At 67.2% G+C, this 13,337-nt stretch carries 15 protein-coding genes; 8 read left to right on the top strand and 7 right to left on the bottom strand.

What is annotated here, in order from left to right:
- Position 1 precedes the first annotated feature (1 nt).
- Both OG225_RS33185 and OG225_RS33180 read right to left on the bottom strand, forming a co-directional pair.
- Positions 2-661, bottom strand: coding sequence for an SRPBCC family protein (locus OG225_RS33185; protein ID WP_405178771.1), 660 nt, complete (start codon positions 659-661; stop codon positions 2-4).
- A complete protein-coding gene (locus tag OG225_RS33180) occupies positions 658-2,340 on the bottom strand; it encodes a thiamine pyrophosphate-binding protein (RefSeq protein ID WP_405178770.1) in 1,683 nt (560 codons plus the stop codon). The genes OG225_RS33185 and OG225_RS33180 overlap by 4 nt, the downstream gene beginning before the upstream one ends.
- A 199-nt stretch (positions 2,341-2,539) precedes the next feature.
- On the opposite strand from OG225_RS33180, the gene OG225_RS33175 reads away from it, so the two are divergent.
- The 3 genes from OG225_RS33175 (at position 2,540) to OG225_RS33165 (ending at position 4,926) form a co-directional block, all read left to right on the top strand.
- On the top strand, positions 2,540-3,058 hold the full coding sequence (locus OG225_RS33175; RefSeq protein WP_405178769.1) for an EXLDI protein: 519 nt from the start codon (positions 2,540-2,542) through the stop codon (positions 3,056-3,058).
- Positions 3,059-3,187: 129 nt separating this feature from the next.
- Positions 3,188-4,156, top strand: a complete 969-nt coding sequence (locus tag OG225_RS33170; RefSeq protein WP_405178768.1) for an ATP-binding cassette domain-containing protein — start codon at positions 3,188-3,190, stop codon at positions 4,154-4,156.
- Positions 4,153-4,926, top strand: a complete 774-nt coding sequence (locus OG225_RS33165) for an ABC transporter permease (protein WP_405178767.1) — start codon at positions 4,153-4,155, stop codon at positions 4,924-4,926. The genes OG225_RS33170 and OG225_RS33165 overlap by 4 nt, the downstream gene beginning before the upstream one ends.
- A gap of 59 nt (positions 4,927-4,985) precedes the next feature.
- On the opposite strand, the gene OG225_RS33160 is transcribed toward OG225_RS33165, so the two are convergent.
- The 3 genes from OG225_RS33160 to OG225_RS33150 form a co-directional block, all read right to left on the bottom strand.
- Positions 4,986-5,732 carry an anti-sigma factor family protein gene (locus tag OG225_RS33160; RefSeq protein ID WP_405178766.1) on the bottom strand — a complete coding sequence of 249 codons (747 nt, stop codon included), beginning with the start codon at positions 5,730-5,732 and terminating at the stop codon, positions 4,986-4,988.
- A complete protein-coding gene (locus OG225_RS33155; RefSeq protein ID WP_216917881.1) occupies positions 5,729-6,340 on the bottom strand; it encodes a sigma-70 family RNA polymerase sigma factor in 612 nt (203 codons plus the stop codon). The genes OG225_RS33160 and OG225_RS33155 overlap by 4 nt, the downstream gene beginning before the upstream one ends.
- Before the next feature lie 90 nt (positions 6,341-6,430).
- Complete coding sequence (locus OG225_RS33150) at positions 6,431-7,075, bottom strand: YqgE/AlgH family protein (protein WP_216917880.1); 645 nt, start codon at positions 7,073-7,075, stop codon at positions 6,431-6,433.
- A gap of 86 nt (positions 7,076-7,161) precedes the next feature.
- On the opposite strand from OG225_RS33150, the gene OG225_RS33145 reads away from it, so the two are divergent.
- Positions 7,162-7,923: a lysophospholipid acyltransferase family protein gene (locus tag OG225_RS33145; protein ID WP_405178765.1), complete on the top strand. Its 762-nt coding sequence runs from the start codon at positions 7,162-7,164 to the stop codon at positions 7,921-7,923.
- Here OG225_RS33145 and OG225_RS33140 read toward each other — a convergent pair.
- Positions 7,917-8,228: a GNAT family N-acetyltransferase gene (locus tag OG225_RS33140; protein WP_405178764.1), complete on the bottom strand. Its 312-nt coding sequence runs from the start codon at positions 8,226-8,228 to the stop codon at positions 7,917-7,919. The genes OG225_RS33145 and OG225_RS33140 overlap by 7 nt on opposite strands.
- 157 nt (positions 8,229-8,385) lie before the next feature.
- On the opposite strand from OG225_RS33140, the gene OG225_RS33135 reads away from it, so the two are divergent.
- Both OG225_RS33135 and OG225_RS33130 read left to right on the top strand, forming a co-directional pair.
- Positions 8,386-9,978 (top strand): alpha/beta hydrolase, encoded by a 1,593-nt coding sequence (locus tag OG225_RS33135; protein ID WP_405178763.1) that lies wholly within the window; start codon positions 8,386-8,388, stop codon positions 9,976-9,978.
- Between the two features lie 226 nt (positions 9,979-10,204).
- Positions 10,205-11,326 (top strand): glycerate kinase, encoded by a 1,122-nt coding sequence (locus OG225_RS33130; protein ID WP_405178762.1) that lies wholly within the window; start codon positions 10,205-10,207, stop codon positions 11,324-11,326.
- 64 nt (positions 11,327-11,390) lie between these two features.
- Here OG225_RS33130 and OG225_RS33125 read toward each other — a convergent pair whose 3' ends face one another.
- Positions 11,391-11,738, bottom strand: coding sequence for a helix-turn-helix domain-containing protein (locus tag OG225_RS33125; RefSeq protein ID WP_109523091.1), 348 nt, complete (start codon positions 11,736-11,738; stop codon positions 11,391-11,393).
- 144 nt (positions 11,739-11,882) lie between these two features.
- Here OG225_RS33125 and OG225_RS33120 point away from each other — a divergent pair, with 144 nt between their 5' ends.
- Together OG225_RS33120 and OG225_RS33115 are read left to right on the top strand one after the other, a co-directional pair.
- Positions 11,883-12,773: an NAD(P)-dependent oxidoreductase gene (locus OG225_RS33120; protein ID WP_405178761.1), complete on the top strand. Its 891-nt coding sequence runs from the start codon at positions 11,883-11,885 to the stop codon at positions 12,771-12,773.
- A gap of 117 nt (positions 12,774-12,890) precedes the next feature.
- Positions 12,891-13,337, top strand: coding sequence for a nitroreductase/quinone reductase family protein (locus OG225_RS33115; RefSeq protein ID WP_405178760.1), 447 nt, complete (start codon positions 12,891-12,893; stop codon positions 13,335-13,337).

Below are 13,337 nucleotides of genomic sequence, written 5' to 3'. Positions count from 1 at the left end.
GTCACTTCATCCAATCGGGTGTGAGCGGCAGGCCGTGGGCGGCGCGGTACTCGCAGATCGCCTTGAGGTTGTCCATCTCGAGTTGGTGTCCGGCGGAGAACATGTCCCAGAAGTCGCCGACCCAGACCGGCCGTTTCGGCGGGGCGGTTTCCGGATAGGGGTTCTCGTCGTAGAAGGGGTGCTTGCAGTTGTTCCAGAGCACCACCGACCCGGGCTTGTTGAACACCACCTGTGCGTCGATGACGCGCATCAGGTAGATCATCCACAGGTGTTTGCCCTGGTCCCAGGCACAGTGGTAGTCCACGGTCATGGCGTCGGGATTGGCGACGGTCCTGGTGTAGATCTCGGTGGCGTCGCCGAGCCGGTCGTAGGCCAGCCAGAGATCGGGTTCGTCGGTCTCGACGAATCCGCGCAGGCTGTAGGTCCATTCCTCGAGCGACCTGGTGTCGGAGAGATATTCGTAGACCTCACGCGGCGGCGCCGCGATATACGCCTGGACCGGGCAGTACTCGCCGAAGACCTGGTCGTGCGGATACACCGACCGGAGCATGTCCACGATGATCGGCGTGGTCGCGTCCTTGTCGGAGTTCTCGATACGTAGCACCCCGGGCACCACGTCTTCGGGGATGTCGCTGAGGGCGGGCAGCGCGCTGATGGTCACGGGTTCCTCCTGAGGGATTCGAGGGATGTCAGGAACGGGACGAAAGGCGGGATCTCGTCGGGATCGCAATCGATCGAGAGGAACGAGGGTCCCTGGGTGTCGAGGCAGCGGCCGAGCGCTTCGGTGAGTTCGGCGGAATCGCGGACGGAATAGGCGGGCAGTTCCGGGAACATCGCGCCGACCCCTTCACCCAACTGCGATGGGCGAAAACGGTTGAAGCTGTAGCGATCCCGGTAGTAGAGCTGTTCTCGGGTGAGACACATGGCGTGCGCGTTGTTGTTGAGCACGACGAAGGTGACGGGCAGTTGGTGTTCGACGGCGGTGTGCACTTCCATGCCGTGCATGAAGAACGCGCCGTCGCCCGCGATGACCACGGTGCGTCGCGGGCCGTTCGGGCCGCGTCCGCGCGCGAACGCCGACCCGATCCCCGCGCCGAAGGCGTAACCCATCCCGCCCATGCCGAGCGCGACCACGAACCGGCCGCCGCGTGGCACCCGCAGGTGGTGCACCACGGCCGAACCGGTATTGCCCGCGTCGGCGAAGACATCGGTGCCCGCGGGCAGCGCGGCGTCGATGGCTTCGACCACTTCCCGATAGCGCAGCCCCGGCCCCTGTGCGGCCGGCACGTCCAGAACTGTCAGCGGGGCGGCCGGTCGATCGTCGACAGGTGTTGCCGCACTGGCGAATTCGGTGGCGATGGCCTCGAGTGTGGCGGCGAGGTCGGTGCTGTAGGCGTGGGTCGCGGGTAGGTGCGGCGGCTGAATCCCGATGCTGGCCACCGGGGTGTCCGCGAGCAGTCCGGCCAGGCCCGCACCCGCCATCATCGGCATGGGGGTGCCGACGAGCAGGCACAGCGCCGCCGAGCGCAGCGCCGCGGCGAGTTCGGGATGTCCCATACTGCCCGCGACGCCGCAGAAACCGGGGTCGGTGTTGTCGTAGGCATCCTTGGCATCGGGAGTCACACCGACCGGTGCGTCCAATATCGCTGCCAGCGTCGCCAATTCGGCTCGCGCGTCATCGCGGGCCACCTGGTCTCCCGCGATGATGACGACTTTGCCGGTGCGTTTGGCTTCGGCGAGTGCCGCGCGTACCCGGGCGGACCCGGGTCGGTCCTCGCGGTGGGTGCGCGGCGGCATCCGGAAGGCTGGGCTCGCGATCTCGGACTGCTGTACGTCTTTGGGCAGCAGGAGCACGGCGGGTCCACCGCGCTCGGCCGCGTCGACCGCCTTGGTCAACAGGTCGGGCAGTTCGGTGGCGTGCTCGACGCGCGCGCAGAATCGGGTGATCTCGCCGAAGAGCCGGGTGGCGTCGATGGTGCCCGCGAGTCCGCTGGAGTCCTGGAAGGCTCCTTTGCCTTCCAGTGTGGTCGGCGGCTGTCCGATCAGGGCCAAGACCGGTACTCGCGAAGCATACGATTCGGCGAGTCCGGCAACGAGATTCATCGCACCGCCGCCCGATGTCGCGGCCACGACGCCGAGTCGTGCTGTGCTGCGGGCATATCCGTCGGCCATGGTGGCCGCCGAGAACTCGTGTTTGGCGATCACCCCGGTCACGGCGTCGGGCGCGTCGAAGACGGCGTCGTACAGATCCTCGATGTTGGCTCCGTCGACACCGAAGATATGACGCGCTCCCGCGGTCGATACTGCCTGAACCAGGTAATCCACGACTCTGCTCGGCATGGGCGCTCCTTCCAGCAGCGACACTCCTGACGGCGTTGTGCGCTCGTCGGACCAATTGCCTTGTACACGAGGGATACGGTGCAGCTCGGCGAGTGGTTCAACGTTGACGGAACTTTTCATCGAAGACTTCTCGGTGGGTTGCCGACGGCCGGAAAAATCCCTCTTGCAATGTACGTATACATCTACGTATAGTGAGTTCATGCCGAACAAGACGATCTACGTTTCCGACGACGATCTCCCTCTGTTCCAGCGGGCGCAGGAGCTGGTTGGCGGCAACCTCTCCGGCGCGGTGACCACGGCGCTGCGCCGTCTCATCGAAGTCGAGGAGGGGCGCCAGGAGGGTTTCGAGGAGACCATCCTTCGGGTCGGGCACAACGGGGTCAGGCAGGTGCGGTTCTCCGGCGCGCTGCTCGGCGAGTGGAGTGATCAGAACGAGACCCGGATGGAACATGTCCGGGTGTACCGCACCCGCAAGGGCAAGATCGCGATGCACGCCCAATACTCGAACTGGGTGGACTACCCGACCGATGCCAAGAACTGGCTCAACGATCTCAAGAACTGGCGTCGCATGCTCGGCGTGGGTGAACAGGACTGGGGCGACTTCTTTTTCGAGGTGGTCGACACGGTGGCGGATCTGAAAGGCAAGATCCCGGACAAGCTCTACGAACGGGTCGTGAGCATCGCCGACCGGCCTCCGGTGGAGGATCTCGACATCTGACCCGTCAGGCCGAAAGGGCCACTCGGGCAACGTAACAACGCGTATTCGACCTCACCGCGACGCCCCCCGGGGGCGTTGTCGATCAAACATGTCCTTATATGCATCAATTTATGTATTGGAAGGAAGGCCATGGTCAACGGGCATCAAGCACCCGCGATCTCGGCGCTCGGCCTGCGCAAGGCCTACGGCGACCACACGGTGCTCGACGGCATCGATCTCACGGTTCCGCAGGGCAGCATCTTCTCGCTGCTCGGCCCCAACGGCGCGGGCAAGACCACCACCGTGCAGATTCTGTCCACCCTGATCAGGGCGGACGGCGGCGAAATCCGCGTCGGCGGACACGATCTCGCCTCCGATCCGCGTTCGGTGCGCGGCGTCATCGGGGTGACGGGGCAGTTCGCCGCGGTCGACGAACTGCTGACCGGACGGGAGAACCTGCTCCTGATGGGCGATCTGCACCACCTGCCGCGCCGCGAGAGCAAGCGGCTGGCCGCCGATCTGCTTGCCCGCTTCGACCTGGTCGATGCCGGGGACAAGGCGGCGAGCACCTACTCCGGCGGTATGACCAGGCGGCTCGACCTGGCGATGACCCTGGTCGGCGATCCGCGGATCATCTTCCTCGACGAGCCGACCACCGGGCTCGATCCGCGCAGCAGGCGCACCATGTGGGAGATCATCCGGGGCCTGGTCGACGACTACGGCGTCACCGTCTTCCTCACCACCCAGTACCTCGAGGAAGCCGACCAACTCGCCGACCGGATCGCGGTGCTCGACAACGGCCGCCTCGTCGCCGAGGGCACGGCCGCCGAGCTGAAACGGCTGGTCCCCGGCGGCCATATCCGCCTGCGATTCGCCGATCGCGCCGGACTCGAGGCCGCCGCGCGGTCCCTGGGCGACGGCGCCCGGGAGGACGGGAGCGAGGAGTTCACCCTGGCTGTCCCGAGCGACGGCGGGGTCGCGGCCCTGCGTGCCGTACTCGACCGTCTCGACGCCGATCAGATCGCCGTCGAAGGGTTGGCCGTGCACACCCCGAATCTCGACGACGTATTCCTCACCCTCACCGGACATTCCACGACCGACAAGGAGACCGCGGCATGAGCGCCTCGACCTACGTACTGGCCGATTCGGTCACCATGCTGCGGCGGAATCTGCTGCACGCCAAGCGTTATCCGAGTATGACCTTCAGCGTCGTGTTGATGCCGGTCGTCCTGCTGCTGATCTTCAACTACGTCTTCGGCGGCGCGCTGGAGAAATCCTCCGGCGGCAACTACATCGACTATCTCGCCCCCGGCATGCTGCTGATGATTCCGGCGTATCTGACGGTGTCGGTGGCGGTCTCGATCGCCACCGACACCAGCAAGGGCATCGTCAACAGGTTCCGGACGATGGATATCGCGCCGTCGTCCATGCTGACCGGACATGTCATCGGCACCCTGATCCAGGGCATCCTCGGCAGCGCGATCATGCTGCTCGTCGCACTGGCGATCGGGTTCAGGCCGGACGCGAACCCGATGGAATGGGTCGCTGTGCTCGGACTCATCGCACTGGTCGTACTGTCGTTCAGCTGGTTGTCGGTGGCCCTCGGCCTGCTGTCGCCGAATCCCGAGGGCGCGAGCAATATGTTGTTCCCCGTCGTCCTGTTGCCTTTCCTCGGCAGCGGACTCGTCGCCACCGAGACCATGCCGGTCGGCCTGCGCCAGTTCGCCGAATATCAGCCGTTCACCCCGTTCACCGAGACGATTCGGGGACTGCTGATGGGAACCGAGATCGGCAACAACGGCTACCTCTCGATCGCGTGGGGCGTCGTCATCGGAGTCGGCGGTTACCTGTGGTCGAGATCCGTCTTCGCCGAGCAGACCTCGCGCTGATCACGTGACGAAACGATCCCCGGCGAATAATCGCCGGGGATCGTCGTCGTGCACCGGGATCAGACCGCCGCGGAGAGAACGACCCGGCCCGAACTCAGCGACTTGATCTGCACACTGCTGATCTGGTCCGCAGGCAGGTCGATCGTGCTGTCCACGGTCAGGACGGTGTCCGGCCCGGCGGGCCACTGGCTCACGTCGAACGCCCGGCCGTCCTTGCTGTTGACGATCAGACCGAAATTCCAGCTGTAGTTGTAGCCGCCCGGCGCGTAAGTGCAGGTCATCACGACGCGGGTGCGTCCGGCGTCGGTCACGATCTTCACATCCGCCGATACCGGGGTCGGTTCGAGCGGTTCCATCGCGCGTTCGGCGAACACCACCTGATCGGTGGTCGCGGGCTCGTCGGTCGACACCAGCGAGGTCGCGAGGGGAATGCTGATGACCGCCGCCGCGGCAGCCGCGAGGAGCGCGCCGCCCGCCGCCGTCCACCGTCCGCGTCTGCGCCTGCGTTCGGCCGCGTCGGCCAGACGCGGCAGCAGTTCGGGAACCGGCGGGATATCCGATTCGATCGACGGCTGTTCGGGCGAATCCAGCATCGCCATCGCCGTCTCGGTGTCGACGAGGGAGAGCATTCCCGGCAAGCCCGCCAATTCGGCCACGGCCGCCTGGCATTCGGGGCAGTGCGCGAGGTGCTCCTCGTATTCCTGGCGCTCGGTTCGGCTGAGGGAGCCGAGCACGTACGGCGCATCCCACGTGGCGTAGCCGTCGGTCTTCGATCCCGACATACTCCCGCCTGCGATCTCCGTCATTTGTTCGTCACCCCCATCTCCTGTAGAGCCAGTCGTAGCGCCCGCATGCCGTAGTGCATGCGGGATTTCACCGTTCCCGGTGGAATATCGAGTTCTTCGGCGATCTGATGCGTGGAAAGTCCTCGATAGTAGGCCCGCACGATCACCTCGCGGTGATCGGCGCTCAGTTTGCCGAGCGCGTCCGCGACGAGCCAGCCGTCGAGGGCGCGGTCGGACTGGTCCGGCGTCGCCTGCTCGGGCGGGCTGTCGGTGCGGAACTCGCGCCTGCTGCGGGCGCTGCGATGCTCATCCACGGCGAGATTGCGCGCCACCGTGAACAGCCACGCCCTGGCCGATGTCGTGGACTGGTCGAGTACGTTCGGCCGTTGCCACGCGCGCAGCAATGTTTCCTGCACGATGTCCTCGGCCCGTCCCGGATCCCGTACCAGCCCGACCGTGTACCGCCAGAGCACCGCCGCGTGTTCGCGATACAGCGCCTGCATCAGCTCGGAGTTGTCGTCCGGGCGCGGCGTGCGCTGTCCGCGTTGTGTCAGTGCCCGCAGGCGTCCGGTCCGCGCCGGTGGTTCCGCGCCGGGCCGGTTCTCCAGCGGTCCCGATCTGTTCCCCATCGAACCGCCTGATCAGTCGTCGCGTTTCATACTGTGTCTCCTTGTTCGTGGAGTACACGAGGCCGGGCCCGGGCCGGTTCAACGGGGATGTCAATTGCGTTCGAGTTCGATCGGGTGGGTGGCGAGCAGCGAGAGCGGCAGCGGCTGCCTGCGCAACACATCGGCCCACAGATCCGCGCGATCGGCGCTGATCGGGTCCGAAGGCAGCGCGGACACCACGATCCAGTCGTTGTTCTGCAACTCGCCTTCCAGCTGCCCGAAGGTCCAGCCCGCGTAGCCCGCGAAAACACGAAGGCCCTCCAGCAGCGGGGCGATCCGCTCGGGATCGGCGTCGAGATCGACCAGCACCACCCGGCCGTCGATCCGGCGCAGACCGGGCACGCCCTGGATCGACACGCCGACGCGCAGCGTCCCGAGGCACAGTGCCGCCTCGCGTTTGACCGGACCGCCGATGAACAGCGTGGCGGGCGTCGCGGCGAGTTCGGACCAGCGGGGCAGCACATCTTCGACGGTGGCCTCGCTCGGCCGGTTCAGCACCACACCGAGACTTCCGCCCTCGTTGTGTTCGATGATGTACACGACGGTCCGCCGGAAAGTGGCTTCGACCAGTTCGGTCGAGGAGACCAGCAGAGATCCCGCACGGACAACCTGTTCGCCCTGCCTGGCGTCTCGGCGGCGACGATCACCGTGCCCGCCGTGAGTTTGCCGTTCATCCGGTTCATCTCCGCGTGCCACTCCGACATCATCGCAGCTGGATCGGCATTCCGCACCGGTGGCTGTCCTGATCGTCCCGATAGAGCGGGCATCGTAGGCTCGGCGTTATGCAACCCCCCGAGGTGATCCTCGACAACGCCGACGCCGTGTACGACTTCTACCTGGACCATCGGCAGAACCGGTGGAAGGCCCTCGCGGCGTATGCCATGCTCGGCCGTCGTTACCACCCCCGGGTCAGTTACGCCGACGGTGCGCCGGAGCAGCTCCGGGCCCTGGTGCGATCCGGGCGGCCGACGATCTACTCGATCAACCACCTGTCCCAGAGCGACCCGTACACCGTCGCCGCGACGGCCTGGCGCAGCCCGCTGCGCTCGATCATCGGCAGGGTGCGCGTGCTCGCCAAGGACGAACTCTTCATCGAAGCGGGTCAGCGGCGCAACGTCGACATGATGGGCGGCATCCCGGTCTTCCGCGGCAAGGACCACGGCATCAGGGCGGTGAACGCGGCCGGTCAGCGCATGATGGACATCTGCGCGCAGCGGCTCGCGCGCGGCGACCACCTGGCGATATTCCCGGAGGGCACCTGTAACGAGGTCGATCCGACCCAGGTGCAGGCGGTGGGCAGCGGAATTGGGCATATCGCGTTCCGCGCGATGAAACTCGGCGTGAGTCCGGCACTGGTGAGCATCGGGCTCAGTTACGGGCCGAGGGCCGATCCGGCGATCGCGCCGACCAAGGAGGAGGCGAAATCCGCCAGTTTCTATTTCCGCCCGCCGATCGCCGAACTCCCCGCCAAACCCGGTGATATCGCCCGCTCGGCCCGCGACGATCTGCAACTGGCGTTGGACGGCGCGATCGCGAACTACTGAGGAAGGCCGAGCCGTTCACGCGCCCAGTGCGGTACCGACGCCACGTACTCACCGTGGGTTTCCACAAAGTGCTTGACCCTCGGGCACAGGGGCAGGATGCCGTACCCCTCGGCGCGGGAGCTGTCGAGCGCGGACCGCACCAGGTCGCGTCCGATGCCCTTGCCCTCGTACATCGAGTAGACCTCGGTGTGCACGAAACCCCGCTCGGAGGCGGTGTCCTGATACTCGGCGTAGCCGGCGATGTCACCGTCGACGTAGATCTCGAAGCGTTCAAGCGCGGTGTTGTTACGGACCTCGGTCGACATGGCTCGACGCTACTCCGCCGGGTGGGTTCGTCGCGCAGCGCAACGCAGCCTCGATTGTGAATTCATTGATTCGACTTGTCCCATGGTGCGCGGCCCACGCAGAATGCTCTTGGTCGTGTCGTATGCCGCACGGTACCGGCCCGGCGGAGGTGCGAGCATGATGAGGACATTCGGACGCGGGTCGCCGCGCCTGTCGCGCACGATCGGCGCGTTGGCGGTCACCGGCGCGCTCGGCGCCTCGCTGATCTCGGGATCGGCCGCCGCGGAGCCTTCCGTGGTGGCGTTCGGCGCCTGTCCGGAAGGTTCGGTGAGCGCGGACCGCGAGGTGCGATGCGCCGTCGTCAGCGTGCCGATGGACTACACGCGACCCGACGGCCCCCGCATCGACCTGACCGTCAGCCGGATCGCGGCCACCGGCGAACGCCGCGGCACGATCTTCGCGAATCCGGGCGGACCGGGCGCGGACGCACTCGACTACTGGGCCCGCCGCACCGACGCGCTGCCCGCCGAACTGGGCGCCGAATTCGACAGGGTCGCGGTACAGCCGCGCGGATTGCGTTGGGCAACATCGCTGACCTGCGCCACCGGCGCCGAAGGCGACGAGGTCTCGCTCGGCGGCGGCGATCGTGACGCGATCAAGAAGGCGTGCGACGCCAGCCAACCCGGCTACCTCGACACCATCACCACCGAGAACACCGCCCGCGATATGGACGCCGTCCGCGCGGCGCTCGGCCTGGAACGCATCGACTTCCTCGGCACCTCCTACGGCACCTACCTGGGGGCGGTGTACGCGTCGCTGTTCCCGGAGCGGGTCGACCGGATGGTGCTCGACTCCAATGTGCATCCGGGCTGGGTGTGGAACGAGGAATTCGCCCAGCAGCAGGTCGCGGGTAAACGTCGTCTCGACGATCTGTTCGCCTGGATCGCCGACCACGACGCCGAATACCACCTCGGCGACACCGCCTTGCAGGTGTATCGCAACTGGGTGCGACTGGTTTCCGATCAGGGCGGCGGCTGGTACGCCAACCTGACACCGCCGCCCGCGAAAGTCTCCGACCTGCCGGGGCAGTTGCCGGAACCGCTCGCGGAGATAGCGCGCGACGGCGTCAACGGGACCGTGGAGCAAGCGGGCAAGGTCCAGAATCTGGTGCGCACACTGCTGTCGGGCGGCGGGTCGGCCCGGGTGCCGCTGGTCGGCGCGACCGCCGTCGCCACCTACACCCGCTCGTACTGGCCGACCTTCGCCAAGGCGATGGCCGAGGCCAATACCGACCCGGCCAACGTGGCGCGACTGCTCGCCATCGAAGGCGCGACCGCGGGCGACCCCACCGGCCGTTTCGTCTTCTCGGCCATCACCTGCAACGAGAACGCGGTGGAGCCGCGCCCGGAACTGCTCGCCTCCGCCGTCGCCACCATCGCCTCCGGCGGCAACGCCATGGACGCCCGCGCCGACCTGGTCCGCTCGGGCATGAGTTGCGGATCCTGGCGTCCGGTCACCGAACCTGTCCCGATCTCGGGCGCGGGTCTGCGCACCCGACCACTCCTACTCCAGAGCCGCTACGACGCCCTGACCAAATACGAGGGCGGCCCCGCCCTGGCGCAGGCCGTCAACGGCTCCCTGATCACCGTCGACGGCGGTGATCACGGCACCTTCGGCCGCGCCAACCCCGCCGTCGACAATGCCGTCCTCACCTACCTGCGGACCGGTGAGGTCACCATCGATCGTGCGGATCAGGCACCCCTCGGCTGAGGGTGCTTCGTGCGGCGAGCCGTCGAATGGCCCCATTTGCGCGTCGGTGCGGCACCATCGATCGTGCGGACCAGGCCCTCTCGGCCGAAGTCGCTTCGCGCGGCAACCACCATCGGCGGATTCGTCGTCCTTCCGAAAGCGGGCAGCCGAGCCGGGGATGTTCGGCACGCGGCAACGCGGCGCGCCAGCGGTGGCGGCGGTGGGGGTGGCGGCACAGAATGTCGGGATGAACTCCGTGCGCCGGGTGGTGCTCGCCCCCGACAAATTCAAGGGTTCGTCGAGTGCGCCCGAAGTGGCCGGGGCAATCGCTTCGGGAATCGCGCGGGTTCGCCCGGATACGGAGTTGGTGCTGATGCCGGTCGCCGACGGCGGTGACGGGACGGTGGACGCGTTCGTCGCGGCGGGGTGGCAGCGGATCGAGGTGGACGCGCCGGGGCCGACCGGGGTGGTGGGTGTGGCGACCTACGCGATGCGCGGGGAGACGGCCGTCGTCGAGTTGGCGGCGGCGGTGGGGTTGGTGAAATTGCCTCGGGGTGTGCCCGATCCGCTCGGCGCGAGCACCTTCGGGTTGGGGGTGGTGGTCGCGGACGCACTCGACAGGGGGGCCGTCGAGATCGTGATCGGCCTTGGCGGCAGCGCGTCCAGCGACGGCGGGGCCGGAATGCTGCGGGCGCTCGGCGTGCGGGCACTGGACGGGCAGGGAGATGAAGTGCCGGGTGGGGGCGCGGCGCTGGCCGATGCGGTCGCGCTGGATCGCTCGGGAATCCATCCGGGGGTCGACTCGGCGCGGTTCGTCCTCGCCTGCGATGTGGACAACCCGTTGCTCGGGCCGCGCGGTGCGGTCGCGGTCTACGCCCCGCAGAAGGGGGCAGACACCGCGCAGCTGGCGATATTGGAAGCGGCACTGACGAATTGGGCCGCCGTCGCGGGTATCGGGTTCGCCGATCGGCCGGGCGCGGGTGCGGCGGGCGGCACCGGATTCGGCGCGATGGCGCTGCTCGGCGCCGAGGTGCGCAGCGGTATCGCGGTGATACTCGAACTGCTCGATTTCGCCGCCCTGCTCGACGGCGCCGACCTCGTCGTCACGGGCGAGGGTTCCCTCGACGAACAGAGCCTGCACGGCAAGGCGCCGATCGGTGTGTGCGAGGCGGCCCGCGCGGCCGGCGTGCCCGTCGTCGCGGCCGTCGGCCGTAATCTTCTGGCCCCGGACCGAATTCGCTCGGCCGGTTTCACCGCCTGCTACGCCCTCACGGACCTGGAATCCGATCCTCGACGGTGCATGGCGCAGGCGCGGTCGCTGCTCGAGGCCGTCGGCGTGACGATCGCCCGCGAGCACCTGGGGGCCTGAACGCCCGCTTCACGGCGGAGAGTCGACACCACCACTCGCCCCGCGCCGCGCGGAAACGTCGCGCTCAGCCCGCAGAGGCCAGATTGTCGAGCAGTCGGCGGCGGTGCCTGTCACCCCATTGTTCGAGCGGGCGCAGCGCGAGGCGTAATTCCTCGCCGAGTGGGGTGAGCGAATATTCGACCCGCGGCGGTATCTCCGCGAAAACCTCGCGGTGCACGACACCGCCCGCCTCCAACTGACGCAGATTCTCCGCGAGCACCTTCTCGCTCACGCCGGTCAGGAGTTTGCGCAACCTGCCGAAACGTTGCGGTCCGGCTTCGAGCGCCCACATCAGGTGCAGTTTCCATTTCCCTCCGACGACGTCGATCGCCACCGACATACCGCAGACCTCGTGATCTGTCTCACTACTCATGCGGGGCGCACCCTTTCCGACGGTATTTCGAACCTCACGGTAAGCAACCCGACCCCGACGTGCGGTCTTCCCGCTTTCGGCCGCGCGGACAACGATGAATTCGGCGCCGATCAGTTTCCGAATCGAGAATCGAAGGGACACAACATGTCCGAGCAGAGTATCCCCCGATCCGTCTCCGTGCTCGGCCTCGGTCCGATGGGGCAGGCCATGGTGCGGGCCTTCCTCGCCGCCGGTGTCGAGGTGACGGTGTGGAATCGCAGCGGGGCCAGAGCCGACGCGATGGCCGAACTCGGCGCGAAGCGGGCCGACACCGTCTCCGACGCGCTCGCGGCCAACGCGGTGATCGTCGTGAGCCTGACCCACTACGCCGCGATGTACGACGTCCTCGGCCAAGGGGTCGAGCGGTTGCCGGGCAAGGTGATCGTCAACCTCTCCTCCGATTCACCGCGTCGGGCCCGCGCGGGAGCGGCCTGGGTGCGTGAGCGCGGCGCCGAATTCCTTTCCGGCGGAGTGATGTCGGCGGGTGACGATATCTCGCACCCGGCCTCCTACATCTTCTACAGCGGACCGAGGGAGGTCTTCGACGCGCATTCGGCACTGTTGCGGCCATTGAGCCCCCAGGAATACCTCGGCGTCGACGACGGGCTCGCACAGATCTTCTACCAGGGCCTGCTCACCATCTTCCATCCGTGGCTGCTCGCTTTCGATCAGGCGACCGCGATGATCGAGCGTTCCGGTCACGACATCGCCCGGTTCCTGCCCTTCGCCATCCGGTCCAGCGCGGCCTTCCCCCATTTCATGACCGAGTTCTCGGCGGCGAACGCGGCGGGCGGATGGGCCGATATCGCCGGGCTGCGAATGATGGACGCGGGCGCGGAGCACATCATCGACGCGAGTGCGGACGTCGGCGTGGACGCGACGTTCTCCCGGACCGCGCGGACCTTCTGGCGCGCGGCGATCGTCGCGAGCGAAGGAGCGGGCCGCGCGGTGTCGACCTACGAGCTCATGCGCGGTGCGGCGGAACCGGTTTCGTGACCGGCGGGCCCGCGGCGTGCGAATTCCCTCGAAAAGAGAGCACTGCTCTTGACAGTGGCGGGCAAAACGTGGAACATTGATCTCAACAGAGAGCAGTGCTCACAATAAGGAGTTGAGATGAACGCCAGCACCCGCTACATCGCCCCCGCCGGATTCGAGCCCGTGATGAATCGCTTCTTCAACCTGCTGCCCAAACTCGGCATCAGCGTGATGGGGTCGCGACTGCTCGCGGTGAAGGGGCGCAAGAGCGGTGAATGGCGCACGACGATGGTCAATCTGATGATCGACGACGACGGCGCCCGCTACCTGGTCGCCCCGCGCGGCCGCACCCAGTGGGTGCGAAATCTGCGGGTGGCGGGCGGCGGCGAACTGCGCCTGGGCCGCAAGGCCGAGAACTTCACGGCCACCGAGGTCGCCGATGCCGACAAGGTCCCGCTGCTGCGTCTCTACCTGCGCAAATGGGGTTGGGAAGTCGGCAAATTCTTCGAAGGGGTCACCAAGGACGCCACCGACGAGCAGTTGGCCGAGATCGCACCCGGGTTCCCGGTCTTCCGGATCGCGTGA

The organism is Nocardia sp. NBC_01377, assembly GCF_045040005.1.
Taxonomy (GTDB): domain Bacteria; phylum Actinomycetota; class Actinomycetes; order Mycobacteriales; family Mycobacteriaceae; genus Nocardia; species Nocardia noduli.
The sequence above is the reverse complement of the archived record's forward strand: the minus strand, read 5'-3'. Positions and strand labels throughout refer to the sequence as shown.

Bases quoted from the DNA above. Each gene is read 5' to 3' on its own strand.
- OG225_RS33120 (WP_405178761.1), top strand. From the start codon at position 11,883: ATGTCCGAGCAGAGTATCCCCCGATCCGTCTCCGTGCTCGGCCTCGGT.
- OG225_RS33135 (WP_405178763.1), top strand. From the start codon at position 8,386: ATGATGAGGACATTCGGACGCGGGTCGCCGCGCCTGTCGCGCACGATC.
- OG225_RS33130 (WP_405178762.1), top strand. From the start codon at position 10,205: ATGAACTCCGTGCGCCGGGTGGTGCTCGCCCCCGACAAATTCAAGGGT.
- OG225_RS33160 (WP_405178766.1), bottom strand. From the start codon at position 5,732: ATGACGGAGATCGCAGGCGGGAGTATGTCGGGATCGAAGACCGACGGC.
- OG225_RS33175 (WP_405178769.1), top strand. From the start codon at position 2,540: ATGCCGAACAAGACGATCTACGTTTCCGACGACGATCTCCCTCTGTTC.
- OG225_RS33125 (WP_109523091.1), bottom strand. From the start codon at position 11,738: ATGAGTAGTGAGACAGATCACGAGGTCTGCGGTATGTCGGTGGCGATC.
- OG225_RS33140 (WP_405178764.1), bottom strand. From the start codon at position 8,228: ATGTCGACCGAGGTCCGTAACAACACCGCGCTTGAACGCTTCGAGATC.
- OG225_RS33165 (WP_405178767.1), top strand. From the start codon at position 4,153: ATGAGCGCCTCGACCTACGTACTGGCCGATTCGGTCACCATGCTGCGG.
- OG225_RS33115 (WP_405178760.1), top strand. From the start codon at position 12,891: ATGAACGCCAGCACCCGCTACATCGCCCCCGCCGGATTCGAGCCCGTG.
- OG225_RS33170 (WP_405178768.1), top strand. From the start codon at position 3,188: ATGGTCAACGGGCATCAAGCACCCGCGATCTCGGCGCTCGGCCTGCGC.
- OG225_RS33180 (WP_405178770.1), bottom strand. From the start codon at position 2,340: ATGCCGAGCAGAGTCGTGGATTACCTGGTTCAGGCAGTATCGACCGCG.
- OG225_RS33145 (WP_405178765.1), top strand. From the start codon at position 7,162: ATGCAACCCCCCGAGGTGATCCTCGACAACGCCGACGCCGTGTACGAC.
- OG225_RS33155 (WP_216917881.1), bottom strand. From the start codon at position 6,340: ATGGGGAACAGATCGGGACCGCTGGAGAACCGGCCCGGCGCGGAACCA.